This is a genomic window from Psychrobacter arcticus 273-4, assembly GCF_000012305.1.
Taxonomy (GTDB): domain Bacteria; phylum Pseudomonadota; class Gammaproteobacteria; order Pseudomonadales; family Moraxellaceae; genus Psychrobacter; species Psychrobacter arcticus.
The window spans coordinates 1,196,626-1,220,699 of the sequence record NC_007204.1 but is presented as its reverse complement, the minus strand read 5'-3'; the positions used below and the strand labels follow the sequence as shown (position 1 = coordinate 1,220,699).

At 43.4% G+C, this 24,074-nt stretch carries 29 protein-coding genes; 1 reads left to right on the top strand and 28 read right to left on the bottom strand.

What is annotated here, in order from left to right; all coding sequences use genetic code 11:
* Nucleotide 1: 1 nt before the first annotated feature.
* From PSYC_RS05385 to PSYC_RS11380, 3 genes are all read right to left on the bottom strand, one after another.
* Nucleotides 2–3,874 carry a tape measure protein gene (locus PSYC_RS05385; RefSeq protein ID WP_083756034.1) on the bottom strand — a complete coding sequence of 1,291 codons (3,873 nt, stop codon included), beginning with the start codon at nucleotides 3,872–3,874 and terminating at the stop codon, nucleotides 2–4.
* Nucleotides 3,875–3,919: 45 nt separating this feature from the next.
* Nucleotides 3,920–4,231: a hypothetical protein gene (locus tag PSYC_RS05380; protein ID WP_011280304.1), complete on the bottom strand. Its 312-nt coding sequence runs from the start codon at nucleotides 4,229–4,231 to the stop codon at nucleotides 3,920–3,922.
* Nucleotides 4,232–4,306: 75 nt separating this feature from the next.
* Entirely contained in the window at nucleotides 4,307–5,080 is a 774-nt protein-coding gene (locus PSYC_RS11380; RefSeq protein ID WP_011280303.1) for a KilA-N domain-containing protein, read from the bottom strand.
* Nucleotides 5,081–5,260: 180 nt separating this feature from the next.
* Between PSYC_RS11380 and PSYC_RS05370 the strand changes: the two genes are divergently transcribed.
* A complete protein-coding gene (locus PSYC_RS05370; RefSeq protein WP_011280302.1) occupies nucleotides 5,261–5,629 on the top strand; it encodes an Arc family DNA-binding protein in 369 nt (122 codons plus the stop codon).
* A gap of 124 nt (nucleotides 5,630–5,753) precedes the next feature.
* Here PSYC_RS05370 and PSYC_RS05365 read toward each other — a convergent pair whose 3' ends face one another.
* The 25 genes from PSYC_RS05365 to PSYC_RS05245 all read right to left on the bottom strand — a co-directional run bounded on the left by PSYC_RS05365 (nucleotide 5,754) and on the right by PSYC_RS05245 (nucleotide 23,817).
* Entirely contained in the window at nucleotides 5,754–6,356 is a 603-nt protein-coding gene (locus tag PSYC_RS05365) for a hypothetical protein (RefSeq protein WP_011280301.1), read from the bottom strand.
* A gap of 59 nt (nucleotides 6,357–6,415) precedes the next feature.
* Nucleotides 6,416–6,550, bottom strand: coding sequence for a hypothetical protein (locus PSYC_RS11925; RefSeq protein WP_011280300.1), 135 nt, complete (start codon nucleotides 6,548–6,550; stop codon nucleotides 6,416–6,418).
* 2 nt (nucleotides 6,551–6,552) lie between these two features.
* A complete protein-coding gene (locus tag PSYC_RS05360; RefSeq protein WP_011280299.1) occupies nucleotides 6,553–6,987 on the bottom strand; it encodes a hypothetical protein in 435 nt (144 codons plus the stop codon).
* Nucleotides 6,984–7,214 (bottom strand): hypothetical protein, encoded by a 231-nt coding sequence (locus tag PSYC_RS05355; protein WP_011280298.1) that lies wholly within the window; start codon nucleotides 7,212–7,214, stop codon nucleotides 6,984–6,986. Before PSYC_RS05355 ends, PSYC_RS05360 begins: the two co-directional genes overlap by 4 nt.
* Before the next feature lie 2 nt (nucleotides 7,215–7,216).
* Nucleotides 7,217–9,130, bottom strand: a complete 1,914-nt coding sequence (locus PSYC_RS05350; protein ID WP_011280297.1) for a hypothetical protein — start codon at nucleotides 9,128–9,130, stop codon at nucleotides 7,217–7,219.
* A 9-nt stretch (nucleotides 9,131–9,139) separates the two neighbouring features.
* Nucleotides 9,140–9,484: a hypothetical protein gene (locus tag PSYC_RS05345; protein WP_011280296.1), complete on the bottom strand. Its 345-nt coding sequence runs from the start codon at nucleotides 9,482–9,484 to the stop codon at nucleotides 9,140–9,142.
* Nucleotides 9,481–9,852, bottom strand: coding sequence for a hypothetical protein (locus PSYC_RS11250; protein WP_011280295.1), 372 nt, complete (start codon nucleotides 9,850–9,852; stop codon nucleotides 9,481–9,483). The genes PSYC_RS05345 and PSYC_RS11250 overlap by 4 nt, the downstream gene beginning before the upstream one ends.
* A gap of 4 nt (nucleotides 9,853–9,856) precedes the next feature.
* The gene (locus PSYC_RS05335) at nucleotides 9,857–11,125 is read right to left on the bottom strand and encodes a hypothetical protein (RefSeq protein ID WP_011280294.1); all 1,269 of its coding nucleotides are present in this window, start codon (nucleotides 11,123–11,125) and stop codon (nucleotides 9,857–9,859) included.
* A 3-nt stretch (nucleotides 11,126–11,128) separates the two neighbouring features.
* Nucleotides 11,129–14,674: a hypothetical protein gene (locus PSYC_RS05330; protein WP_049750922.1), complete on the bottom strand. Its 3,546-nt coding sequence runs from the start codon at nucleotides 14,672–14,674 to the stop codon at nucleotides 11,129–11,131.
* 326 nt (nucleotides 14,675–15,000) lie between these two features.
* Nucleotides 15,001–15,291: a hypothetical protein gene (locus PSYC_RS05320; RefSeq protein WP_041757628.1), complete on the bottom strand. Its 291-nt coding sequence runs from the start codon at nucleotides 15,289–15,291 to the stop codon at nucleotides 15,001–15,003.
* Between the two features lie 38 nt (nucleotides 15,292–15,329).
* A complete protein-coding gene (locus PSYC_RS05315; protein WP_011280292.1) occupies nucleotides 15,330–15,761 on the bottom strand; it encodes a hypothetical protein in 432 nt (143 codons plus the stop codon).
* A gap of 63 nt (nucleotides 15,762–15,824) precedes the next feature.
* Entirely contained in the window at nucleotides 15,825–16,196 is a 372-nt protein-coding gene (locus PSYC_RS05310) for a hypothetical protein (RefSeq protein ID WP_148201655.1), read from the bottom strand.
* A 23-nt stretch (nucleotides 16,197–16,219) separates the two neighbouring features.
* A complete protein-coding gene (locus tag PSYC_RS05305) occupies nucleotides 16,220–16,471 on the bottom strand; it encodes a hypothetical protein (protein ID WP_011280290.1) in 252 nt (83 codons plus the stop codon).
* Between the two features lies 1 nt (nucleotide 16,472).
* Nucleotides 16,473–17,681, bottom strand: a complete 1,209-nt coding sequence (locus PSYC_RS11245) for a hypothetical protein (RefSeq protein ID WP_011280289.1) — start codon at nucleotides 17,679–17,681, stop codon at nucleotides 16,473–16,475.
* Complete coding sequence (locus PSYC_RS05295) at nucleotides 17,678–18,052, bottom strand: collagen-like triple helix repeat-containing protein (protein ID WP_011280288.1); 375 nt, start codon at nucleotides 18,050–18,052, stop codon at nucleotides 17,678–17,680. The genes PSYC_RS11245 and PSYC_RS05295 overlap by 4 nt, the downstream gene beginning before the upstream one ends.
* Nucleotides 18,049–18,384 carry a hypothetical protein gene (locus PSYC_RS05290; RefSeq protein WP_011280287.1) on the bottom strand — a complete coding sequence of 112 codons (336 nt, stop codon included), beginning with the start codon at nucleotides 18,382–18,384 and terminating at the stop codon, nucleotides 18,049–18,051. Before PSYC_RS05290 ends, PSYC_RS05295 begins: the two co-directional genes overlap by 4 nt.
* Nucleotides 18,385–18,524: 140 nt before the next feature.
* On the bottom strand, nucleotides 18,525–19,271 hold the full coding sequence (locus tag PSYC_RS05285) for a hypothetical protein (RefSeq protein ID WP_011280286.1): 747 nt from the start codon (nucleotides 19,269–19,271) through the stop codon (nucleotides 18,525–18,527).
* A gap of 12 nt (nucleotides 19,272–19,283) precedes the next feature.
* Nucleotides 19,284–19,709, bottom strand: coding sequence for a phage tail terminator protein (locus tag PSYC_RS05280; RefSeq protein WP_011280285.1), 426 nt, complete (start codon nucleotides 19,707–19,709; stop codon nucleotides 19,284–19,286).
* Nucleotides 19,706–20,122, bottom strand: coding sequence for a phage virion morphogenesis protein (locus PSYC_RS05275; RefSeq protein ID WP_011280284.1), 417 nt, complete (start codon nucleotides 20,120–20,122; stop codon nucleotides 19,706–19,708). Before PSYC_RS05275 ends, PSYC_RS05280 begins: the two co-directional genes overlap by 4 nt.
* A 16-nt stretch (nucleotides 20,123–20,138) precedes the next feature.
* Nucleotides 20,139–20,576 (bottom strand): DUF1320 domain-containing protein, encoded by a 438-nt coding sequence (locus PSYC_RS05270; protein ID WP_011280283.1) that lies wholly within the window; start codon nucleotides 20,574–20,576, stop codon nucleotides 20,139–20,141.
* A 3-nt stretch (nucleotides 20,577–20,579) separates the two neighbouring features.
* Entirely contained in the window at nucleotides 20,580–20,864 is a 285-nt protein-coding gene (locus tag PSYC_RS05265) for a hypothetical protein (protein ID WP_011280282.1), read from the bottom strand.
* Between the two features lie 55 nt (nucleotides 20,865–20,919).
* Nucleotides 20,920–22,014, bottom strand: coding sequence for a major capsid protein (locus PSYC_RS05260; protein ID WP_011280281.1), 1,095 nt, complete (start codon nucleotides 22,012–22,014; stop codon nucleotides 20,920–20,922).
* Nucleotides 22,015–22,025: 11 nt separating this feature from the next.
* The gene (locus PSYC_RS05255; RefSeq protein WP_011280280.1) at nucleotides 22,026–22,403 is read right to left on the bottom strand and encodes a hypothetical protein; all 378 of its coding nucleotides are present in this window, start codon (nucleotides 22,401–22,403) and stop codon (nucleotides 22,026–22,028) included.
* Nucleotides 22,403–23,611 (bottom strand): S49 family peptidase, encoded by a 1,209-nt coding sequence (locus PSYC_RS11240; RefSeq protein ID WP_011280279.1) that lies wholly within the window; start codon nucleotides 23,609–23,611, stop codon nucleotides 22,403–22,405. The genes PSYC_RS05255 and PSYC_RS11240 overlap by 1 nt, the downstream gene beginning before the upstream one ends.
* A complete protein-coding gene (locus tag PSYC_RS05245; RefSeq protein ID WP_041757626.1) occupies nucleotides 23,608–23,817 on the bottom strand; it encodes a hypothetical protein in 210 nt (69 codons plus the stop codon). The genes PSYC_RS11240 and PSYC_RS05245 overlap by 4 nt, the downstream gene beginning before the upstream one ends.
* Between the last annotated feature and the right edge of the window lie 257 nt (nucleotides 23,818–24,074).

Genomic DNA, 24,074 nt, shown 5'->3' with positions numbered 1-24,074 from the left:
GCTAGTAACCTGCGATTGCTTTACTTGCTTGTAATTCTTGCATCATGCGCTCAAACACTGCCGCTTGAGATTCCGGCACACTTGCATTTGCTGTTATGCCGCCCAGTGTAAACTTGACGTCATAACTCTTGCTACCAATAGTATTGCTGCCCGTATCAAAACTAGGCTGCTTATTTAGACTGCTAACCGCTTGCAACGCTGAATCAGGTATCTTATTAAGACTTGATTCGTACTTACTTTTCTGACGCTCATCGTCACGCGCGCGACTCGCTATTTCAGCAAGATATACTGATGCGCTTTTAAACTTTTCGATATCAGAAGCAGTCATTACTTGACCGTCTTTAAAACCTTGCAGCTTACCAAAATTTAGCGTGCCATCTGCTGTACCTTGCTTGGCGTATAGTTTGCGAGCTTCTTCTGCCGCACGTTCTACAGATAGACCCGCTGATTTAAAAAAGTTTTCAACCGCCAGCTTTGATCCGAATTGATTACCTTCAGCCGGCGCTTTCTCAGTGCCATAAACTCGCAAGTTTTTAAGCGTTTCATCACCACCAGAAACCGCTTGCGCTTCTTTGACGTCTTTAATCTTTTGCTGCAACTTATCGTAAGCAGATGCTGCATTGTTAGCTGATTGCACCATGGCATTACCTGCACTGCCTGCACTTGATGCTATGCCGTCATAAGCTGTTTTAATACGACCAACAGACGTTGTTACCTTATCGTTTGCCTTGGCTGATTGTCCCATTTTTTCAACGGTTACACGCTTCTGTTCATCAAGAACAACTGTTACGCCGCGCTCAGCAGCCATTCGCTTTGTGACCGCATCAATAACGCCGCCATTGGCTGCGATGTTAGATTTGGCAGTCTTTAAAAACGCCTCATCTATCTGTTCAGCTGTGGCTTTGCCGTCTTCTAAAATAATATTATATGCGTCAGTGTGAGCTTTAGAGTCTTTACCTAATTCTTCGCGGGTTTTTAACCCCAAGAAGCCGTAAGCTTCGGTAACGCCATTAATTCCGTCTTTTAGGATATTGGCGCGGTTTTCGACTTGCTCTAAGCCGTCTGCAAGCTCTTGACCTGTTATTTTTCCTTCTTTATACAGCTCATTCCATGTGATAGTAAGGTTTTCTATCTCAGCAGTATTAGATGCCTTATTGGACATTTCAGTTAGCGCATTAATCACTGCACCGCCTGCGTCATAACCTGCCTTTTCTAAATCATCATAGCCATCTACTAATTCATTAAGCCCTTCTTTAGATTTCATGAACCCTGCGGAAAGACCTACACCCGCCGCACCTGCCAGTTTATCTATCTCGTCCTTAGTGCGCGTGCTAGCCAAGGTTGATTTGTCAAGCTGCGTGACTAACACCCCACCTGTTTCAGTCGCTTGTACTGCTAAGCCTTGCAAGGCTGCTGCCTTCTCTAGCTCGCTTGTGACGATGCCATTATTGTCTTTAATGCTCTTAGCAGCATAACGGGCAAAGTTTTCCTCAATCTCTTTGTAACGCTCATTAGCCATGTTGATGCCGAACGCCATATCTTCGCCTGATATTTTGCCCTGGCTACCAAGTGCACTAAGAGATGAAATAATATCATCGACCGCGCCTATCGTTTGCGCCTTTGGTACTGCATCAGTCAGCGATTCACGCATTGAGGTGCCAGAAACCTGAGCTTTTATTGCGACCTCTGCAAAGCTCTCGCCAACGCCAAGATAGGCAGCCTGCACGCCTTTTGCCGATTCAATGATGACTTCGCCAGTATCACTAATAGTTGCTTGCAAGTCCTTTTGCGCTAAATCAAGGCGGTCATCATCGCTGACGATCATGTTATTGGCGGCAATCTTGGCGAGTGCTACCTTGATATACTGCTCTTCCATTGCTTCCGCTGATATAGTGCCCTTAGCCACCATTTCATCGTAATTATCGGTTGCCACCTTAAGTGTGTCATTAAGCCTATCTTGAGCCGTCTTGTTCATTTCCGTCCAAGCTTTACCGGTTGATGACTGAAAATCCATCATCTTTTGCTCTGAACGTGCGTGCAACTCCTCTTGCTTACGCATAAGCTCTTCGCCCATAGTGGACGTTTCGCCGTTCATTTTAGCGATGCCGATTAAGACGCTACCAATAATTCCGCTAACAGTGCCAAACACGCTATCAGCGATAATCGAAAAGCCTTTTACACCATCAATCATAACGCCCATAGCGACGCTGGCTTGTTGGATAAATTTTGTTATCAACCCTACCTTTTCGCCTGATTTAGAGGTTAAATCCATGATGCTTATCAGGTCACTAAAGCCCGTGTATAAATCCTTTATAGTCGTAAATAACACGCTTACCATTTCAACTGTCTGTTCAAACTTAAGGTTCAAGGCCGCCATAGTCGCAGGGTCAATATTTTTTATTGCCTTGCTAATATGATCAATCCCCGCAGCCATTTTGCCTGATTGATTGACTACTTCATTGATATCACCAATGAATAAGAACAATGTGTTTTTCATCGTCTGAACAGCATTGCCAACGGTAGCAGGTAGCGTTTCAAACTCTTTACCTATCGCCTCACCCTGCGAGCGTACCGCATTAATGACTACCTCTGACGTTAACTTACCATCTTGCGCCATGGCTCGTAGTTCACCACGAGTCACGCCCAGACCATCCGCCATTGCCTTAGCCAAACGTGGGGATTGTTCCATGATGCTGTTAAATTCTTCGCCACGTACTACGCCAGATTGCAATCCCTGAATTAATTGGGTGATTGCAGCGTCCGCACTGGCAGCGCTGCCACCTGACAGCTGAATAGCTTGGTTAATAGTTTTTGTAATACCTAAAACATCATTTTGCGCTAATCCTAACATCTCGGACGCTTGTGTGATACGAGCGAATAGCTCGCCTGTGTTTTCTACACTTGAGAGTGTTTCAGCAGCAATTTGCTTAACGCCATTAAAGCCATTAACAAAGTTTGCGCCCTCACCTGTAGCAAGCTTAATCTTAGCCTCTAACAAGATGAACGCATCAGCTGTTTGGATAATCTCACTTATACCAATACTAAGACCTGCCGCTGCCAAAAGCCCTGCTAATCCACTCATAGCATTTTTAAGCTTACCGACGCCACTGCTTAGACCTCCCGTACTTACATCTGTCCGTCTTATCGTGTCATCAACACCATTTAACTCATTCTCAAGCCGTCTGATTTGCTCCTCAGCCGCTCGTGTTGCTCGCTCGATTTCAGCTGCAGGACGACCGCTATTATTCTGAAAATCAACCAATGCTCGGCTGATACTATCAATCTCACCACGTATTGTTTCCGGCACCCGTATGTTGGCCATGCGATAGAGTGCATTACGCGCATTGTCAGCGGTTGTGCTGGCACGATTCATCGCACCTGACAGCTCATTTGCTAAGCTGACACTGGCGCTACGAGCACCGTTTAGCTCTTGCTCTAATCGATTGACGTTAGCGGCTGCCAGCTCGATATCCTCCGGACTGGTATTGGTCTGGCTTAATCGTACTGCCTCCGAACGTGCAACCTCCAGTTGTCTGCCAAGTCGTATGACTTGCAGCGCCGACGCTTGCATTGCTGACTCAACTTGCTCACCTGATATATTAGCGCCTGCGCCCATCTGCCGTAACTGATCAGCTGTGGCTCTTATCTCAGCCGTCAGTCTATCCGAGCTAATATTATTAAGCCCTGCCAGCATGGTTGATGCTCGCTCGGTATCAGTATTCATCTGCGCTACGTTGCGCTGTACTGACTGAGCATACTGCGTAAACTTATCACGCGCTTGGTTGATGCCGTTATTAAACTGCTCATTAAGTACACGCAGTTGCACGTTAAAATCTAAATCACCTGACATTGTCTCACCTCGAATTTTGGGCATAAAAAAGCCCACTAATTAAAGTGAGCTTATTAATTTATTCTTTAGTTATTTAAAGGCGCTTGCCCTATCGGGTTTGGGTAGTTTTCCAGCTTTAATATGGCGCTCGTCAATGTAGTAGCGATTCAAGCTATCACAATCAATAAATACTACTGGTTTTTTACCCGCTTTGCTTTTATTGTCTGATAATCCAGCATAGATCATGACCTCGCCTTTAGCTTTTCTGCTAACAAGATGAACTGCTTTATCTAACAGATTGTTGATGCGTTCAAAGCCGTCATCGCCCCAAACTTTATAGTTATCTGGGAATTGCTCAGGCGTAACGTAATTAATATCTATCATGGGTTTTTCTGGTGTCATAACAATCTCTTTTAGGTTAAGTGAAAAAGCCCTACAAATAAATGTAAGGCTCTTGTTTAATTATAAATCAGTCTCTTAGAGAAAGAGCTTGCCTTGCTTGTCTACTCGTTCAAGCTGTTCTGGAGTCAAACCATTCCATTTCTGCTCATTAAAACTGTCGAAAATAGTATTTTGCGCTCTTTTTATTTCACTGACCTTTTCACTAACTTGTGCAAGTAAGGTAGATAAGTCTTTAGTCATCCAACACATCTGCTCGGTCTTGACAAAACCAACATCATTCCACATGCGATTATTCATAAGGACGCCATCACTTACCGTTTTTACTGGTTTTTGACGAGCTAATATCATCTCGTAAACAAATGCGACTGCTTCAGGAAGTAATGGCGCGGGTATCTGCGTCACTTTCTCATAACCAAAATGATTGGCGACTATGGTGTACACCTCACTACGCAATGTATTACCTATTGCTAACTTATCGCAAGCAGCAACTAGGGATTCTCGTTGTTTGGCATCAGTACGTGTGATTAAAGCATCGAACGTTCGAACAACAGCTATATGAAATTTTGCACTTATCCACATAGCGTAGGAATAAACTAATTCCTTGCAAACCCATGTACCCTGATTAGTACCGCCACGCTGCACTCTTAGAACCTCTTCAGGCGAGTTGCAGATCTGCAACTCGGTCACAATCTCTTTAGTTTGCTCATTTCTCAGAAAAAATGCAGGTTTGTGTTTTACCCTTCCTCCACTTGCTTTATGTAAATCATTAAGAGAGTAAAGACCATCAATGGTGCTTACTATATGGTCAAGAATAGTGATTTGTGGCGCGTAAACTGTTAAACTAGTCATGTTAATTCCTTTTGATTTGGGTTAACAGCCTCATACAATTCCGTCGAAAGTAATGTATGAGGCTTTTTTGTGTTTGCTTATAGCCTTTTTGCTATAAAGCATGTTTATTAAATCATAATGCTTTATTTATTGCAAGCATTATGCTTTAATAATATCACTAACTCATAAAAGGATACTAGAATGTCAGAAACAACCCAAGCGAACTTTCGTATGCCCAAAGAATTGAAGGATATTATCGAAAAATCTGCCAAGGATAATGGGCGTTCGATTACCCAAGAATTTGTTACTGCTCTTGAAAACACCTATGTATTAAAGGGAAAACCTAAACGCAAGATAATATTTACTGAATATAATCCAAGCTCGGGTTTTGATGATTACAGTCCAAGTAACAACGAAGCTGTCCGTATGGATTGCGCTAAGTTTATGTCTAGCTTTTTTGCAGATCATCCAGACCATGAGTTTATGCAACTTGAAAGCAAAACGATTACTGACAAAAAAGGGCATGAGATTCTTATTGGCGTTCGCATTTGGTATAGCTACCCAGCTTAATACCACTCTGAAAATTTGCAGACTATACAATAGTTAGTTCCTAAAATATGCAGAACAGTGATTCTATATAGCCTACAAAGAAAAACCCACCATTTAATCGGTGGGTTTTTTATTTACAATGAAGTCAGTCAGTACATTTTTTAACTATCTCGTAATACTTGGCGAACGCTTCATACTTTCCAACAATATCTTGCGTGATACTAGCATCGGAATCTGCCATAAATTTCAAATATCCCGTAAGCTCTGAATCCATACCCACCAATAAGTTTGCTTGCGCCCTTGTAAGGCATGGCGTGACAACAAGTTTATCTGCCTCACGCCTTAATGATTGCATATCTTGAACTACATTAGATAACGCTATTCTCGATGTTCTGCTTGCTAATATGCTAGCGTCACTCCATCGATCCATAACATCATCAAGTTTAGCCCTATCTTCTGTCTGCGCGTTAATGTCTTGGTACTCAACTCCACCTTCTGTCTGAGATTCTTTAGTGGCTATTATCTTTTGCGCGGCAACCGGCATTCCCTCTAATTCCTCTCGATCCTGTTGAATCTGAGTATTTCTTGCTTGGTCTATCTCTCTGATTTTAATTTGATTGCGCAATGCCTCGGTTTCAGCCACACGAACAGCGCGAGCCTTTTGAGACTGAGCACTGCTATAGTAATTAAAGCCAATAAAAGCAAGCAAGACTATTGCTGCAATAATGAGTATTTTTTTAATGTCCATTGCTGGATATCCAATTGATTGGTTATTTACTCAACTTTAACCGATTGTAAATTGTTACGCTAGTCTTTCATAAACTCTTTCCAACCTTTCGCATCTGCCTGCGCTACTCGCATAGCAATTGCCATATTCTTAATATCTTGCTGCTTGTCTCTTGCCAGCGCATGAGACAAGCCCCACCATTCACCAAAAACCATATCTAAGATGTCAGATTCTCTGAGTCCGATTTTGTAGAATGGTAATAAGCTGTCGAACCAAGTAACGCTAGTTGTGCCCCCAGCTGCTTTAGGGGTGTGAAAATCTGACGCATAAAAAAATCACCGCTGAACGCTACCACCTCCTGCATGACGGTGAAGAAGTCGAGCGGATCAAGCTCTTGATAAAATGATGGTGATTGATCGGTTAATATCGTAGCTAGTATCACCGCTTCATCTGCAAAGGTGCCAATAAGTGCCATCAATTCGCTCTCTGGCATACCTTTTTTAGCCTTAACAATGCGCTCAAACTCAGCAACAAAAGGCTGAAAGGCGCGCGTCACTTCGGTCAAGTTTTTAACCTTCACGCGCTTGATGACAATCTCTTGTCCTGCTACTTTGATAATCTTTGAGCTATCGTCTTTTTTAATGTCTGTCATATATCTATCTCTACATAAGTTAAGTTTGGGGCTTGGGAAACTATCTGCCCATCCCTGACAAAAACCTTATCGCCAACAACATAAGCCACGCTACTAGTCGCAACCGATATGCCACCGCCTAATACCTGCACGTCATAGCTATTGCCATTACGTGCAAGTACAGTAGCGATTTGCTGCGCTGATTGCTCAGTGATACCCTTAAATAGCATCCATAAATTACCGCTCATAATCACCCCTTGTCAAAATGACGCTCAACATTGATGGACTGGTCAACCTCTAACGCTCTATTACTAGATGGGCGACCTGTGATAGTCGTACCTCTGACCATACCCACCCACGACTCACCATCATTCACGCCGATTAAGGTTGATGGTTTTAACACGCCAACATCAGCAACCAGTGGCATTGAGATACCAATATTACCAATATCGCCCGTGTCACTCAGTATCATCTTGCCTCGGCTGATAGCTGCGAGTTGGTCGGTCATTAAGTCGCTTGTGATCATCGGCGGTTGATAACCTCCGGCTGTACCTGTGCGCTTAATCAAGCCGCCAAAACTCGTGTCATGCTCACCATAGAGCAATACGCCGTTATAAGCCGGCTTATTAATACGGCCACGACTACGGCTAGTAATCAGTGATTGAGTCAAGTTAATGCTAGGCGTCTGCAATGCCCATTCCCATGATTTAATGGGATATTGCTCAAGCATGTGGATAATATCAGCACTCATATCAGCATTGATAAAGCCACCGGCTGCCTCTGCTATCCACTGCAAGCTATTGATAGGCGTTTTGCCAGTATAGCTATAAGTATTGGCTGGCACGTTCCAGCCGTTCACTCCTGCAAGCTGCCAGTCAAGCGTAAAGCCTGACGGTACGCCGCCTCGGTTTAACTCATCCTCAGCTATCTGTCTCGCGCTTAGTGCTGTGGTGTATTTAAAGTCACGAGCGGCAGCATAAGGACTTGCCAGCAGCATCGCGCGTGATTTTCCTTTTATCGTTAATGAGCTTTCGCCAAACGAGATGCTATCGTCACAACCATCTAAGATAAATCGCCATAGATTGCCGTTACACGTAAACTCAACACCTATCCGCTGCTCTAATGCCGTATTGACTTTTGATAGCTCAGACAACGGCACAGTGGCGCTAAATGACCATGCGTAGCTATTACTATCGATGCCCACGCTAAAGTCTAGCAGTTTAATCTCACGCCCATCATCTGAGCGCGTTAATGACACGCTGTTTGTCACAAATGTAACTCCTGTTTTGTAGTCTGGCAGAGGGTTTTGATATTGACAGCTTGCACCAAAACTTAACTCAGTTTGAGCGGCGTACCACCTACAAGTAAAGTCAAGCAATACTAGGTCAATCGATTTTATCGGCACAGAGTTGTCTATGATGATAAAGCGTTCTGAGTGTGCACTATAGATAACTTTGGCTGTCTCTATTAACTCAGCAAAATCATTAGCTAGTACCTGCGCCGCTCGATTCGAGTAATTGCGATATCTTCCAAGCCAATCAGCGCCTTCGTAAACAATCTGGCGCTCAGTTTGACGCTTAAGCATCGCCTCATAGCCAAACCAATTACTAATACTAATACGGTCAGCACCCTCATTACTAATAGCTCGACTATGCGCCATAAATGCCTGAGACTCGTATAACTGTTTGCTTGGTGTGCCAATAAGCTCTGACGACTCAAACACTGGCTTACTACTTGTTTGTAGTTTCTCATTGCTCTCAAATATAGCCTGATTATCAGTACCAATAAGTGATGATTGCTGCCAATTTACAAGCACTTGAGTAGATAATTGCTCGTTACTCTCGTAGCCACTACGCTTATCAATACCTGTCAATTTACCGTTTTGCATATCACTACTAACATCATGAGTTGCTAGACGGTCAACGTTTGAGTCATAACTTGCTGTACCTGATGCTGTGGCGTTAAGCTGATAAAAAGCATGGATGCTAACGCCGGTCAAAGGCTCGGCACTAAGAGCTTGTCCTGCTGAGGTCGCATTGATGTTTGCTGATATGCGGACATTAACATCATTATTTGCTGCGCCTGACGCACCAAACTGGATATCACTGGTTGGCTGCCGCAACTCGGTAAAGTTTAGCTGCGAGCTTGGTATAAAGTCAGCCATAATATGCCCTTAGATGGTGATACTTAACGCTATTAAGCTAACATAACCGCCTGAATAAATACTTGCTTTATCGAGCACTATCTCAGTACTCACATTAAACTCAGCAACCTCGACGCCTGCGCTATCTACTAGCTTGGCGTTGGTTGGCTGCCCTGATATCGTGGCTAACACCTTTGTAGGTAGATTAAACGTTAAAACCCCATTAACTATACTTTGCTCAATAGGGTTAGGCATATCAAACACCGCAGCGGCTTCTGTACCGATATATATTGACAGTTTGGCATTAGTTCCTACGTTTAACGTGTCTACCAAGCCTTGTAGCATGGCGTTTTTAGCGTTACTTGCTAGTATCATACCATCACCTTGGTAGCTCTTATTAAATCTTGAATAACGGCGTTATATTGCACTGTATCGCCGTTTTCATCTAACGATACAATGTAATAATCAGGGTTTAGCGCAAGCCCATCAAACTGATACTCACCACTTGCATTCGAGGTTGTCGTGGCAACCAAGCTGCCATTTTCACGTAAGTAGCAAAAAACGCGTCTTGATACCGGCAAGCCACTCTCTTTTACTGTCCCAACAATCAAAGCGCCAATGGTTGTTGATGATAAATGAAGAGGTAGGCTTAAATTTATAAACCCATTGCCTTTTGGCACTAAATTGGACTTATCAGACGAAAAACCAATTGTAGATAATAGCGTTACTGTGTCAGCACTCATTTAACTAATCTCCCATATCAAAACCAAAATAAGCTACACGCAATGATGGTGTGGATGCATTATTGTTACTCATAGAAACAAGCAGAACTCCGTCAATAAATGTATTGTTATATAGCGTATAGTTAGTATCCAATGTGTGTTGTACCGACAGCAGTCTAGGCACGTAAGACCTTAATGCCCCTGATGATATAGAGTAAATGCTACTTACAATCATAGAGTTACTAGTGGGATTTGGGAATGAGATAGTGCCAGCATTCCCAGAAGTATAACTCCCCGGAACACCCCCACAACTAAAAGCAAAGCCCGGCATATCAATCAATCCGTCATGACGTGATATAAAAAACCTTGCGTCTTGCGATCCGATAGATGCGCCATTAAAGGACGCGGTGCGCGAGGTACTCAGGTCATTTACACTGTAACATCCTGCCCAAGCGCAACACCACTCGTCCAACGATCCCAAAACACTTGGCATATCACCAAAACAATACAAGTCCTTCAATCCTTCAATGTAGACATAAGTAGAGCTTGTCCATTCAACCATAAAATAAAAGTAATCTCCATTACCAACTATAGTCCATGGACTAGGTTTGGATGTAGTTACAATACCAGCGGTACCACTCGAACTTCCAGAATGCTTTTGTCTCCAAAATAAACTGCCGTTAGGGTTTGTTGCGTAATCATTAGTACCATCTGTGTAACTACCTATTTGCACACCAAGCTCAACCATATCTTTGCAAATAGATACCATTGCTCGCTTTGGTGGGTTTGTGGCGTCATATCCGCTATTTGCAGGTATAGTCATATCAAGATACAAAACAGACTGCGTTGTATTCGGGTTTTTACTTCGATATGCGCGCTTAAGTGGATCCAAGCTGCCAAATATTGACTCCCAGCCCAATGGAGCAACCTTTGTTGTTATTGTTCCGGTAGTGACGGTGACAGCAGGCGCTTTTATAACAAAATCATTACCAATCACTTGAGTGATAATATGCTCGCCATTTAAATTACTATCATCTGCACCCGAGATAAGTAATTTCTGACGCTTTTGATAACCTACAGCAGTGCCAAATTTTATTTTTACAAATCCATCAAGTAGTAGTTCTATCCCTGTAGAGACCTGAGAGTTAAATCCGTTAACAAGGATTGCATCGAGAACTTGAAGCATTTGTCCATTTGAGCCTGCATTTCCTGCCATTTGAGGTGCGCCAAACTGCGTTGAGCAAGCCCAAGTCGCACCATCACCAATAGCTGGTCTTGTTGATATGTTAATCATAACTTACCCTCTATTTCTATCAATGTTGGCGTGATAGCCAATCGTAAAATCATAATTATCAGCACTACTACCTGTGTGCTGCTGTATCGCGTTACCTATCCACACCGGATATTTAGCTGCTACCGTATTAAATCGCACCACATTATTAGCAGCCCAACCACTACCCCATGCTTCTACAGGTATCGTAAAATAAGGCTGTAATGTCATCGGGTTTAATGGGCTTGTTACCGTTCCTGTTGAGCCAACGCCAATCTCACCAACTGTTTGCCCGATAATCCTAAATGATGTTGATCCGGTAAACACTAGCGCCCAGCGTTCTTCGATTGCATCACGATTAGTCACGACAATAGGGTTGTTAGTCACTTGCAGCTGTGACGTTGCCGCATCGCCAAGCAATGTATCGCTAAACACACTACCCCATGATTTTTGACTAAACACACCGTACGCACGCGATTGCATGTCACCTGCCAGCAGCATTGAGCTAAATACTGCCGCTGTACTGTAATTATGCGTGATAACGGTCGATAGTGTCACACGACCTGATATGTCTGTCTCAATGACTAGCGCGATATCCATAATGCGGAATTTAGCAGTCAGTGGCGCGGTATAAAGCGTCATATCAAACAAAGCGTTAAGCGTCAAGACGCCTGCGTCAAGGTCGATATCAAGATAATCAAAGCTAACCTTTTTACCTGTGCTATCAACCACATTGACATCAGATAGCCGCGTAAACCCTAAGTTAAACGTATCATTGGGCGCATTGGTCGGTAGCACCATTGTTTTAAGCTCAGTAATCGCTATCGAGTCACCTTTACGTACAAATGGCACACGACCATCGGTAGGCAAGCGTACTGGGTCCAGTCCAATCAATTCTTTATCAAGCGGCAAATAACTATAAGCAACTGCGTTATAGCGGATTGAGTCCGGCTTAACGTCAATCGGTCTATTAATGTAATCAAAACCGCCTTCAGCATAGATATTAGTGGCGGCATACCATGGCTCATTAATGACAGTTGGGTTATCAGCCACTTTTAACTTTTCGTAAAAATACAGTGCTATCACACCTGATTTAAAATCAACTTGACCATGTGCATATGCGCTGCCAGTAATACCGCCTTGCGCGTCTGTTGACAGCGACATAACCGTGCCATTGTCAAGCGTTACATTCATCTGGAAAGACGCTTCTTTAAGCGGTGCGCTTGGCGTTCTAAAGATGATATTTGCCACCGGCAACGGGGCTTCTTGTACCACTAATGACGTTGCCGTGACTTTATTGATAGCAGCAGCAGTCCAATTTGTTAGTGTCGCTAAGCCGGCGCCGTAATCAACACTGCCAACCGCAACATCGCCGCTATAAAGTACGCCATTTTTATCATTAATACTTGCACCCATCGCGTTAAGAAATACTGAGCCAGCTAATAGCGATTGCGACTGACCAGTGATTAATGACGCTAGCATGTCTTGTACAATGACTGTGCTATTGATAGTCTCAACAAGGTCATCTTTAACAGCGACAGCATTAATACCTGTTGACGTTATTACGGGATAGTTATTTTTATATACAGTCTTCGTGTAATCGGACCGAAAGAAGCTACGATGCACAATATAAGTAAATTTAGTCGTTATTTTGACTGAGAATGTTAAGTCAATCTTGCCTGTCAGCTTATCGACGTTGCTCGATTCAATCACAAAACTCAGTCTTGGATCAACTTCGCCTGCATTCACGGGTATGTCATAGTTGGACTTAGACACAGACGACACGACAAGTGCATTAGAATTTGCAACTGTACTCAATACCACGTTTAAAAATAAACCTTGGCTAGTATTGATATCCAGTCTTACTTGACCTTTCGTAATCGCCCCGCCCATATTGAATGACAGTACTCGACCTGCTTGGGTGTCGCTATAACTGAGCGCCGATGCCGGCAATGGACGGCTGTACGATAATGTAAACTCAGTACCTTTGTCGACGGTAATATTTGGTGCCAATAGCAATCGATTGCCGGACAGCGAGCCAGTCGCATCGCCAGTTATAACACCGTTTGTCACCGTTGCTGTCTTACCAACTCCCCACGTCACTGTGATACTGGCTGGCATGCCATCGGGTATCGTAATAATATGATAAGCAGGTGATAAAACCTTGTCAGCTATCTTCGTAGTATCTAGATCAACGCCGAAACTATAGATGATATAGCTGTCAGTGTCAGGGATTGCGGCCGTCGTTAATAGCACTGTTCTGCCTGTTACTGTGCCGCGACCGTTACCACTCAAATCGACTAAATTACCATGTCCATCGTCGGTCACGTTATAAACAGAACCCTGCACAACATAGCTAACCTTTAAGCTACCTGCTAACGGTTCAGTACCTAGCTCACGAACATAGTTATAACCTGCATTGCCACCGACTATTTGATAATCAGTTTGAGCGACACGGGTAATATCCGAGGCAGGTTTATAGCTACCTGTTACCGCCACCTGACCTTTATTCATATTACTGTACCAAGTCACTTGACCTGTACCGTAGTTAATCGCGCCGTACGACACGCCTAGCGCCGTGCGTAGCTCGCCTTTAGTGTCTGTCAGTGTGATATCAGCAACCGTCAGTGTTAGCGAGCCCATAGCAACGCCACTGGTTAAGTTAAAGCTGGTATTAGCAGTCGCACTGATGGTTTTATTAATAAGTATGGTGTTAGTACCAACCGCTTGTGACGTGCCTTGATTAACAGGGTCTACTTGTAGCAACGGCGTTTCAACTTGCGTGGATGGCACAACTTGCGTATAAATCGAATTGACCACCACTTGACGCGATTGCATGGCTATTACCGGCTCAGCCAATCGTGACGCGCTGTAATACTTAGCAGCATCAGCAACACGTGCTTCACGTAAAATAGCGCGCCGGCTAGTGCTTATACTGTTATAAAACTCAGGTACAGTTAAGCCTGTAAATGTTTTGGTTAGCGTATCACCAAACTCAATAGTGACGATGATACGTGTCACTGTCTTATCCAGCGTTACCTGAAAACGTCGCTCAACCGTGTCAACCTTGGTTGGTCGAATGTACTGATAAAACTCGTCTGACTGACCTTCGTTTTGTATCAATACAAGTGGCTTATCAATAGCTGGTATCGCATCGCCTTTATCAAGTGATATCTGAATGACGCGTTGACCTGCTAATTGAGTCTCAAGCAAATGTCCTGCCCACTTAGTGCCAAATGCTAGATAGCTCTCAATCTTGTTTTGAGCATCAACCCGTCTATCTGCAAAGCTAGTCGCTTTAAAGGCAAAGACGCTGATATTCGGATTTGCTGGCAGTTCAGTGAATAGCATGCGCGTCGCTTGCAATAAGTCAGCATTAGCCGTCTTGACTGCTAGCGAGACCTTGCGAAGACGCACGCGACCAATTAAGCGGTCAATGTCCGATACGTCAGGAAATAAGTTGTTAGATACGCCATCAATGACAGCGATACCCGTTGGCAGTCCGCCGCCGTCTGGCGTGTCAGCCATAATCTCGGATTTTAGTATCTCTAAATCGTTTTGAGTAATCGCCATTGTTGTCATCCGTCAAATTTAGGCATTAAAAAACCCACCGTGTAGGTGGGCTGTGTTTTTTACTTATTAGGTTTTATTACTAATAGTTCATAATTCACTTACTCTTGCTTTTATATACATAGGCGCATTTTCCGAAAAGTCGTATTCGGGCGTCTCCCATATATGATCAATCAATGCTTTTGGGCGCTCCATCCGGCTAATTAGACCTACATCGCTCACATCGCCATATAAATCTAATAAGTGTTTCGATTGCGGTAAGCACGATAAAATATCGCTCATCATCGCCTCCAAACTCGCTATTAAGTTTTTAGTCTAGCTATTTGCGCTTAAGGTTTTATTGTAAATTCACCCGTAGCCTTCACTTTTTCTATCGATGCATGAAGGGGGTTTTCATCGCAAGTATATATCATTAGTTGATACCCATTTACCTCATGACCCCACGATGCCGCCTCTTTTATAGCTGACTCTTTATTATCAAAGTATATTATTTTAAGCATATCTGGGTTAATACTGCTCTTGCCGTTTGAGTGCTTAGCAAGCAGGATACTGTCATTTTCGGTTAGTGTTTTTAAGTCTCCATCAGACTCATATCCTATTACGTACCTTAAATTACTCATAGCTATAACTCTTTGTAAATTATAACCAATTATAGCATTTACACGCTTGGTATCTCTAAAAATCTAAGCGTTACATTGTAGTAATCGGTCAATTTCGGGCTTGTACTGCCCTTGATCGGCGTTGCATTAATTGCTTCGCCTGTGGTGTCAAACATGACCTTTACGCGCTTAACCGCTCCATCTGCTAGATAGTCTAGCCAAAAGTTCGAACCCAGCTTGTCACGCTCAGCTTTGAGCGCATTAACCGTTGCTCGTGATAGTACGCCATGTCCATCAGGCGCTTGCATCACGTACGGCTTGCCTGCCTGCCTTACTGACTGCTCGACAATCATAGTGCCGTCTAGCGCATACTTAGTGCTAGATACTACTGGCGACCAGTCATGTTCGCCCTCTGGGTAAAGGCTATCCGATAAGACGATAACCGCATTGGTCACTGTATTTGTCAGCTTTGTTTGTGCATTAGTACGCATAATCAGTCCTTTTTATTTGAGTAAGCCATCACCGCGTAATGACTTAGTTAAATAAAATAATCATCAAACGCCAATCATTTCCACTGCACTCAAACCAACCGCACCAAACAACTCATCAGGGTCAATATCTATCCCGACAATGATTTTATCTACTGCTGCCAATACACCTCCAGCATAAACAACCAATTTATCCATAGCCTCTTGAGCTAGTACAGCATCCGCACCCTCTGCTGTTAACGTACTATCAGCAATGGGTGTAGTCAGTAAACTAAGTACAATTGGCTTAACTACAGTGCTACAGACAGCGTATAGATTACCTGATGTATCTTGCCAGTCAGCTTGTGTAAATGTATTCACGTCATCAGGACTCTCGCCTGCTATGAGTGCGAGTTGATTCGCTTGAGGCATCAGCAACTCAGGTACTACTAATGTCATTCTGTGCGTATATTCCGTCATCTTTAGTACCCTTGCATAATATACGCAGGCGTGTATGCGTGATTGGGGGGTAGTTTATTTTCGTCATGAATCATTTTAGCGCACTCCTTACCCATATCTCTCTCTAGATTTTCAAAGTAAGTTACTGTAGGTACATCCTCAAGTGAGTTATAGTTTTCATCTGCCCACCCAACATCATCAACATAAAGCACCTCTATGTCACCGTGTTCAGCCTGCATTTTTTGTAGCTCAATTATGTATTGTGATAATTTCATCTTAATAACCTCCTGTTACGGTTACTGTCCAACCACGACTACGTAATGTATCAATTGCTGTTGTACCTGTTATTGATGGCGCTGAACCACCTGATTGGTCAAATCTTCTTGTACCCGCTGCAATACCTGATGTTACCAACGATGTTAAGATGTTGTCTATAGATACTTGGGTAAGAGCTGTGCTGGTAAACGCGTAAGTAAAATCACCGCCTTTTACGTTATCAAACATATTAGACGGGAAGCTTGTTAGTCTAGAACAACCTGACCAAGCTTGATAGAAATTAGTACCTGAAGATGTATCTATCTGAGGAAAGCTTGTTAGCCCAAAGCACCTATACCATGCACCACTGAGGTTAGTACCAGCTGATGTATTGATTAATGGAAAGCTTGTTAGACCGTTACAATCTTGCCAAGCATAACTAAAGCTAGTACCAGATATCGTGTTAATTAAAGGAAAGCTTGTTAGTCTAGAACAACCTGACCAAGCACCATAAAAATTAGTACCCCCTGATGTATTAATCAAAGGGAAACTGGTAAGTTTGTTGCAGCTCAACCAAGTAAGGCTAAAGTTAATACCGTTTACTGTATTAATTAAAGGGAAGTCTGTAATTTCAGTACAATTACGCCAAAATTCAACAAAATCAGTAGCAGCCCCATAACTATCTACAGCACCTTTACCTATAAAATAATCTTTAGTAGATGTTTTTTCAACTTCTGTTAACGAACTATTTCTAAGCACCACACCTACTATATTTCTATCAAACTTAGCGTCTTTTTGCCCTAGCAAGAAACTGCCAGCAGGTAGATTTACCTCATAAGAAGCTGTTCCAATTGCAGTTCCTACAACCATAGTCCCTATCCAACCACCAGTTGGTACAGTGACAACAAACTCATCATCCACTTTATCCAGTGTGATACGTGATGGATTAACGTTGTAAACAGAACGTTTAGTGCTTACAGTTTGCACTGCATGATTGTTATTACCAGATTTATCTTTAACTAATGCAATTGGGTCGCCTGCCAGCGTAGTAGCTACCGTACCTGCTGCATCTTGATATAGAGTTGTGATGTCAGCAGGTTCATACCAAAACCCCTGCTGACTAGCTGAGAATAGTGAAACTAAACCCATGACTTTTTGATAGATAATGGTATTACCTAAGTAGGCTTTAACGATATTCGTAGCGCCAATCTGGATATGATTAATATTCATGCTTTCACCATATACATTACAGCAGCATCTTTCACTGCTATCGCATCTAGCTCAGCTTGAGTACCTATCCATATGCTTATAACAGCATTATCTAGCACATTCTTGAACTTGCCACTAACGCCTTCTAATGTAGTTACTTTGCCGTTCGTGGTACTTAGCTCATCAGTTAAAAGCTTTTGTGATACTGCTTCGGTTGTTGATTGCCCAAGTATAGTTGTGATTGGCACAGGGTCGCCTTGAATACCTGGTGGTCCAGCATCACCCGGGTCACCTTTAGCACCTGCCGGCGTTAGCCCAACCTTAAGCACTACCGTCTCTGGAGGATTGATATTAATCGACGTAGTGCTATTCGTTAAGACTAGTAGACTCATAGCACTACCCCGCTTGGCACAGTCACGCTATGCAGTACTTTTACGTTAAACGTCTCATGATTAGTCACGCGAATGCCAGTTGCTGTCTCTAAAAACGATACATCGACTTTATACAGAGTTGGTACAAAGTGCTGCTCAGGACTTGTTAGCACAAACCTGCCTTGCGCGATATCTGACATCTCAATGCCAAGTATGTGCGAGTACTGATTGTTCATTGAGCGCATTGTTGCCTGTATATTTAAGCCCTCTAAACTCAGTGGTGAGCCATCATTGCTTTGATACTCACCGCTTATGCGCAGCGTGTCATATTCTTTGATCGTGATAGTATTCATATGACTACCCTATTAATTTGTAGATAAGATAAGTTTTATTTAATTAAATAATCGCCAAGCAATCACTTAATTAAATAAAAAAAGCCCACCAATTAAGATGAGCTTTTGTTGTGACACTGCATAACTTAAATCAGACCAATTTAGATAGTTTTGATCTCATAAGCTGCACCAAGTACTTCATCAAACAATGCTATGCCTTCGACTTTCATTTCTGCAAAGTCATCGTTAATCAAGTCAATAGCATCAGCCGGATTAAGTTTGACGCGATAAGCGGTTACGATCTGCTTATCTTTTTGACCGACCGTATTCATACCATCGACACGTATCTCATAAAAATCAACACTATCAGTCATTGGCTTCATGACAGTTGCAGCGCCATAGCTATAACCAATGTTAAGAGGGCTGGCATGTCCAGTGGTCAGCATCTCAATACGACCGTACTCAGCGTCAATCTTATAATCAGTACCTTCGACTAAAGAGACAGGGGTAGTAACCGTACTATCCGTCACCGTCACAACGCTAACTTGTGAATATTTCAAGAAAACATAGTCGCCGATTGCATCGACAACGTGTGGTTCTGCTACCACCGAACCGGTGACCACTGTTTCAGTGGTTGCTTGTAGTGCTGCGCGCATCGCTTCAAGACGACGCTCTTGAATAGTCAAAGACACGGTAGTCTTTTTCGTACCGTCTGACATATCCCAAACTTGGTTGGTGCCTGAGTGATGCTCAATTAATTCTTTTTCGTCTGCAACTGAATGAGCAAAAGATAAGGCGGATGCAACGCCAACCCAAAAAGGCTTGCCACGCACGGCGCCGGTAATTGGGGTCATAAAGATTTTACCCTTGCCGATGAAGGCGTGGGATTGATTCGAGTTAACTGCCATTTTATATGTCCTCTAAGGCTGGAATTTTGTGGAAAAGGTAAACGGATATAGAGCAAACGTGCTGACATACTCCGGTCTACCACTTGTATTTGTGCGCTGTAATGGATCGTGATAGTCATCAACCTCAAAACCTTGCACATGATTGATGACCTTGCTGATTAGCTCTCCTGATGCTTGCATGAGTGCTGTCGTGTCTGTCTGCGATGATTGCTCGCTAACAGCAACTATCACTGTCCATTGCTGCATATCGCGACTATCAATGTGCTTAGCAATATCAACCGGATTGTTAGCAGTATTAACCACATAAATAGCTGGGGTAATGTTCTTGTTAATCTTGCTAATACTTGCAACCGTAGCAACTGTCTTAACACCCCATTCCGATTGCTTAGCTTTCAAGTGTTCGATTAGTCCGAGACCTACTGCAAAATAATTATTCATAAGTCCACGTCCATAATCCGATTGATAATATTAAGCACTGATGCTCTGTCGTTTTCATTCATGCCCATGTACGGTCTACCAGCAACATTAAGTTCAGGTCTGCCGTAGTGCATTGATTTAGCGTACACCACATTTGTGCCCCACTTAACACCATCAGGCAGCGCCACATAAGTTAATGACGCCATCAATCGACCGGTATCGCGCAAGGTTTTGCCTTGATCAGCAATCGCTCGCTGTGACGGAATCCAAGGCGAGCGCTCTAAGTCATGCTGATTGTAAAAGCGCTCCTCAGTTTGATGGACCATTTCAGCGCCTGCCAGCCGGCTAAATTTTTGCATCTTTTTACTATCAAAACGCAAATCGCCTAGCCGCCTGATTATCTCGTCACCGCCTGATAGCTCTGCATCAAACATAGTCACCTCACATTAGTCACCCCACATTAGGCATCTTAGCGAATACATCATCACCAAAGACTTGACCGGTATAGCTACTACCAATGGGCACCGCAGGCTTAACGTAAGTGCTTTGCTGTTCAGCTGCACTCAGCAGCTCAGCAAAGGTGACATTGGCTTTACCAGCGCCCACATCTTGTAACCATTTGAGCGCCTCTTTATAACGCGATTCAACCTCATCGGTCGGCTCGTTCATATAGAGCAAATAGCGTGCAATATCAGCGCAGACCAGTTTTAAATGCTCAGTCTTATTCAACGGCGTTTGATAGCGTATCGATAAGTAACTATTCATCTTCTCTGATGCATCATTCAGCGCGTTAGTGACTGCAAGTAAGCCGTCCATATGCATCGACTCAAGCTCAGCTATGGCGAGCTCACCAAAGCGGCTTATTAGATCGTCATGAGTCGCATACATAAATTATTCCTTCGGAAATAGTGCAATCAGTTCGGCTTTAGTATCTGATTCGTTGTACTCGATACCTTCTTCTTCAAGCAAAGCAATCAGTTCGGCTTTAGTAAGTTTGTCTAGTTTGACTACTTCGCCAACTTCTTCAACTTCATCAGCAACTTCTTCACTATCTTTTTCAACGATGGCACCAATACTCAGCAGATGCTTGATACGGTCTTCATCAACCAAGCCAACAACTTCTTCGCCAGTATTGAATTGACCAATGGCATTTTTTGCAATATAAATCTTAGTCATGATTTGCTCCAAAAATAACCCCGCGATTAAACGGGGCTATTAAAATTAGTTGGTATTAAATGGTGATAAAGCCAGTACCGCCACAAGCACCGTTTTTGTTAATCGGCACAGGCAATGGACTTGAATCAGCAATAAACTTATCGACCGATGGGTCATCACTAAATACATGGTAGGGCATCAATTCCATCGCTAATTTAGCAGGGTTTTTACGATGCTTAATCATGCAGAAGTAAAGCTTGTTGCTACGCTCAGACACCAACCAAAAACCATCTTCTGGAATCATAAGCTCGCTGGTACCATCCGCTTTCTCAAAATCAGCGTCATACGTCCAAAATTCAATACCATCCAGCGTACCGCGCAAGGTCGCTTTAGTTTCGCCACCAAAGCCAGCATCAAACACACGAGTAGCAGTACTATCTTTTGATGCCGTAAATTTGTCATTAAATGCCGCATTGTCAGTCATTACATCAAAAACACGACTAGACATTAACGCATCGACTGGGCGGCGCTTACCATGCAAAACTAAGTTCTTCACCATCTTGCGTATATCTTGATAGATTGTAGCGCCTGTCTGGTCCCATGCGATAAGCGGGCTAAATGTCAAGTCAGCATGACGACCGTAATCAACTGTCACGCCAGCATTATCGTCACCTTCCACGATAACCTTGCCGTATAGCAAAGCATCTCGGCACATGATAGCGATACGAGCAGACAATGACTCTCGGATAGTCCAGTAGGACACCGCTGCTGCCATTTCCCACTCATCTTGCATTGTCGGTGGCACGCCAGCGGCATTAGTAGCAATTACACGCATGGTTTGTAAAAGCTTGAGCATCTTCGCTTTAATTTTACTGCTAGGCTCTACAACACAAGCGGGCTTAAAGTAAGGCGCTGGAATGTATTTGACATTCAACTCAACCTTATCTTTGATGACACGACCTTGAGCCGTTGGCAGTACAGCAGGTGCCAACGGGATGTAGGTTTTGATGTCGCCTACAGGCACTTTGTCTTCATTGTTTAAATACTCTTCATCGCTGAAATAACGATCACGGAAAAAAGTATCGACTGGTTTGCTTAAGTCGTAAACTGCACCAAGTTCTTCAAACGATGCTGTTTCAATTTCAGCGCCTTCGATATTAAAAGTAGCCATAAATTTTATTCCTATTTAACTACGCTAAGCGTGATTTTAGTTGAGCGATTAGCGTATGCACGCGCCGCTAGTTTTTGAGCCGCAGTAAGTGCCACGCCACTAAGTTTGACTTCTGCAACATCAAACTTACCCGCTACATAAACAGGCATTTCAACACCAGCGGCAATTTTTGCAGTTGCTTCCGCAGCAGTTACGTCAGCCAAGCAGATAACATGCCAATCCGCTTGTGCGCCTGTTGCGATATCACTGTGAGTCGCTACGTTAGTGCCAGCAGTAATAACCAGTAAGTCACCGCGACTGTATGCGGTAGCAGTCGTAGGTACGACGCTATCAGTGATAGGCGCAACATCGACCGCCAACGGCTGCTCAGTTGTATAGTTATAATTCATTATTTAGCTCCTTGTGCTTTTGCGGCGGCTACTGCTGCCATGATTTTACTTTCGCCACCTTCACGGCCATTGGTTGCTTGCGCTTTATCCAAGCCATCAGGCAGTTCAGGCGCTTTCGGTGCGACTGGTGTAGCCAATACAACCGAAGTAGCAAACTGCGCCTCATCCATCGCCTTAAATGCTGTTACTTGCTCATCAGTAAACGTGCGACCAGTATCAGTAGCTAGCTTATCGATATCAGCTTGGCGGGTTGCCGATTGCGAAGCCGCTAGTGCGTTTTGCGCTACAAGTGCGGCGGCTTTTGCATCAGCAATCGCTTGCTCGTCTTTGACTTTATCAGCCTTTAGCGCAGCAATCTCTGCTTGCGCTTTCTCAAGTTCGTTCAAATCGTACTCCTCGGGGTTATTGTTGCTCTGCTTGGTACTGCTTGACACTGCTACGCTATCCGCAATCGCATCAATTAGACCTAATTCTTTGGCTTTGGCGGCGCTAAAATCATCACCTTCCCAGCCTTGTATGGTTTTCACATCAATATTTCGCTGCGCTGCCACATAATTAAAAAAGATGCTTGCTGACTCATTGATACCATCTTGTAAGCGTGTTTCTTCTTCAGCAGATAATGGAGTAAACCAATTAAATGCGCCCTTCCATCTACCTGATCGGAAGCGCTTTATTTTGATACCCGCATCTTCTAGCGCCTTTGATTTTTCGGCATGATCACCATAAACACCAATACTGCCGATACCTGATTTTTTAGACGCTGTAATCTTGCTCGTGCTTGCTGCTAACCAGTACGCCGCAGAATAAGCATCACCGCTAACAAAAGTTTCAATCGGTTTTGCGGACTGGTAGATAGTCTCAGTAATACCGTCAAGACCTGCGACATAACCGCCGCCGCTATCAATGTCTAGCACAATGCTAGTCACTGCGTAATCATCGTTGGCTTGCTGTATGTAGTCCGCTAAGTTTGCATAACCTGTCACACCCCATGAGCGATAATCGCTTGATGTCTCAGGTACTAGCAGACCGCGAACATCAATAGTCGCTACGCCATTTTCAACAGTATAGGCTGGCTCGTTAACATCATCATCGCCATAGCGTGATAGCGCTTTAAAATCGATACTTGCCAGCTGGTTCTCAAGCTCTGTGCAGCTCATGAGCGCATGACTGTCAATATCGCGCTTAATCTTTGCTTGTAAGTTAATCATTTTTGTTTGCCTTTAATTTCGTTATGCAATACTTCCATGTAGGCCATAGCGCTGCCTTGGTCGTCAACCTCTCCAACCTTTTTGATAACATTGCCAACCATTACTAATGAGATATCAAAGGAGTTATTGATATTTGGCGTGACATCAACAAACAGTAAGTTTTCGGTATTCACAAGACGCCCAGCTATAACTGCAAGATTAGTCATTTATCGTCACCCATAAAAAAGCCGCTCAATTAAGGCGGCTATGGTTTGTCTTTTTTGCGCTTAGTGTAAGCAGCAACTACAATATCAATCGCTATCAAAACTAACATCTATGTAGCTAGCATTCATTTCTATAAACTTAGCAACTATGGCAGCATCTCTTGGCTCGTAACCTAGATCACGCGAGCATATACTTTCCCATAACTCTTTCAAATTAAACTGCTTTCTGTTTTCGCTGCAATTAACACTGTGAGCCTGAT

Excerpts from the sequence above, each read along its gene's own strand:
- PSYC_RS05385 (WP_083756034.1), bottom strand. The coding sequence starts at position 3,874 with ATGCCCAAAATTCGAGGTGAGACAATGTCAGGTGATTTAGATTTTAAC.
- PSYC_RS05380 (WP_011280304.1), bottom strand. The coding sequence starts at position 4,231 with ATGACACCAGAAAAACCCATGATAGATATTAATTACGTTACGCCTGAG.
- PSYC_RS11380 (WP_011280303.1), bottom strand. The coding sequence starts at position 5,080 with ATGACTAGTTTAACAGTTTACGCGCCACAAATCACTATTCTTGACCAT.
- PSYC_RS05370 (WP_011280302.1), top strand. The coding sequence starts at position 5,261 with ATGTCAGAAACAACCCAAGCGAACTTTCGTATGCCCAAAGAATTGAAG.
- PSYC_RS05365 (WP_011280301.1), bottom strand. The coding sequence starts at position 6,356 with ATGGACATTAAAAAAATACTCATTATTGCAGCAATAGTCTTGCTTGCT.
- PSYC_RS11925 (WP_011280300.1), bottom strand. The coding sequence starts at position 6,550 with ATGGTTTTTGGTGAATGGTGGGGCTTGTCTCATGCGCTGGCAAGAGAC.
- PSYC_RS05360 (WP_011280299.1), bottom strand. The coding sequence starts at position 6,987 with ATGACAGACATTAAAAAAGACGATAGCTCAAAGATTATCAAAGTAGCA.
- PSYC_RS05355 (WP_011280298.1), bottom strand. The coding sequence starts at position 7,214 with ATGAGCGGTAATTTATGGATGCTATTTAAGGGTATCACTGAGCAATCA.
- PSYC_RS05350 (WP_011280297.1), bottom strand. The coding sequence starts at position 9,130 with ATGGCTGACTTTATACCAAGCTCGCAGCTAAACTTTACCGAGTTGCGG.
- PSYC_RS05345 (WP_011280296.1), bottom strand. The coding sequence starts at position 9,484 with ATGATACTAGCAAGTAACGCTAAAAACGCCATGCTACAAGGCTTGGTA.
- PSYC_RS11250 (WP_011280295.1), bottom strand. The coding sequence starts at position 9,852 with ATGAGTGCTGACACAGTAACGCTATTATCTACAATTGGTTTTTCGTCT.
- PSYC_RS05335 (WP_011280294.1), bottom strand. The coding sequence starts at position 11,125 with ATGATTAACATATCAACAAGACCAGCTATTGGTGATGGTGCGACTTGG.
- PSYC_RS05330 (WP_049750922.1), bottom strand. The coding sequence starts at position 14,674 with ATGGCGATTACTCAAAACGATTTAGAGATACTAAAATCCGAGATTATG.
- PSYC_RS05320 (WP_041757628.1), bottom strand. The coding sequence starts at position 15,291 with ATGAGTAATTTAAGGTACGTAATAGGATATGAGTCTGATGGAGACTTA.
- PSYC_RS05315 (WP_011280292.1), bottom strand. The coding sequence starts at position 15,761 with ATGCGTACTAATGCACAAACAAAGCTGACAAATACAGTGACCAATGCG.
- PSYC_RS05310 (WP_148201655.1), bottom strand. The coding sequence starts at position 16,196 with ATGACATTAGTAGTACCTGAGTTGCTGATGCCTCAAGCGAATCAACTC.
- PSYC_RS05305 (WP_011280290.1), bottom strand. The coding sequence starts at position 16,471 with ATGAAATTATCACAATACATAATTGAGCTACAAAAAATGCAGGCTGAA.
- PSYC_RS11245 (WP_011280289.1), bottom strand. The coding sequence starts at position 17,681 with ATGAATATTAATCATATCCAGATTGGCGCTACGAATATCGTTAAAGCC.
- PSYC_RS05295 (WP_011280288.1), bottom strand. The coding sequence starts at position 18,052 with ATGAGTCTACTAGTCTTAACGAATAGCACTACGTCGATTAATATCAAT.
- PSYC_RS05290 (WP_011280287.1), bottom strand. The coding sequence starts at position 18,384 with ATGAATACTATCACGATCAAAGAATATGACACGCTGCGCATAAGCGGT.
- PSYC_RS05285 (WP_011280286.1), bottom strand. The coding sequence starts at position 19,271 with ATGGCAGTTAACTCGAATCAATCCCACGCCTTCATCGGCAAGGGTAAA.
- PSYC_RS05280 (WP_011280285.1), bottom strand. The coding sequence starts at position 19,709 with ATGAATAATTATTTTGCAGTAGGTCTCGGACTAATCGAACACTTGAAA.
- PSYC_RS05275 (WP_011280284.1), bottom strand. The coding sequence starts at position 20,122 with ATGTTTGATGCAGAGCTATCAGGCGGTGACGAGATAATCAGGCGGCTA.
- PSYC_RS05270 (WP_011280283.1), bottom strand. The coding sequence starts at position 20,576 with ATGTATGCGACTCATGACGATCTAATAAGCCGCTTTGGTGAGCTCGCC.
- PSYC_RS05265 (WP_011280282.1), bottom strand. The coding sequence starts at position 20,864 with ATGACTAAGATTTATATTGCAAAAAATGCCATTGGTCAATTCAATACT.
- PSYC_RS05260 (WP_011280281.1), bottom strand. The coding sequence starts at position 22,014 with ATGGCTACTTTTAATATCGAAGGCGCTGAAATTGAAACAGCATCGTTT.
- PSYC_RS05255 (WP_011280280.1), bottom strand. The coding sequence starts at position 22,403 with ATGAATTATAACTATACAACTGAGCAGCCGTTGGCGGTCGATGTTGCG.
- PSYC_RS11240 (WP_011280279.1), bottom strand. The coding sequence starts at position 23,611 with ATGATTAACTTACAAGCAAAGATTAAGCGCGATATTGACAGTCATGCG.
- PSYC_RS05245 (WP_041757626.1), bottom strand. The coding sequence starts at position 23,817 with ATGACTAATCTTGCAGTTATAGCTGGGCGTCTTGTGAATACCGAAAAC.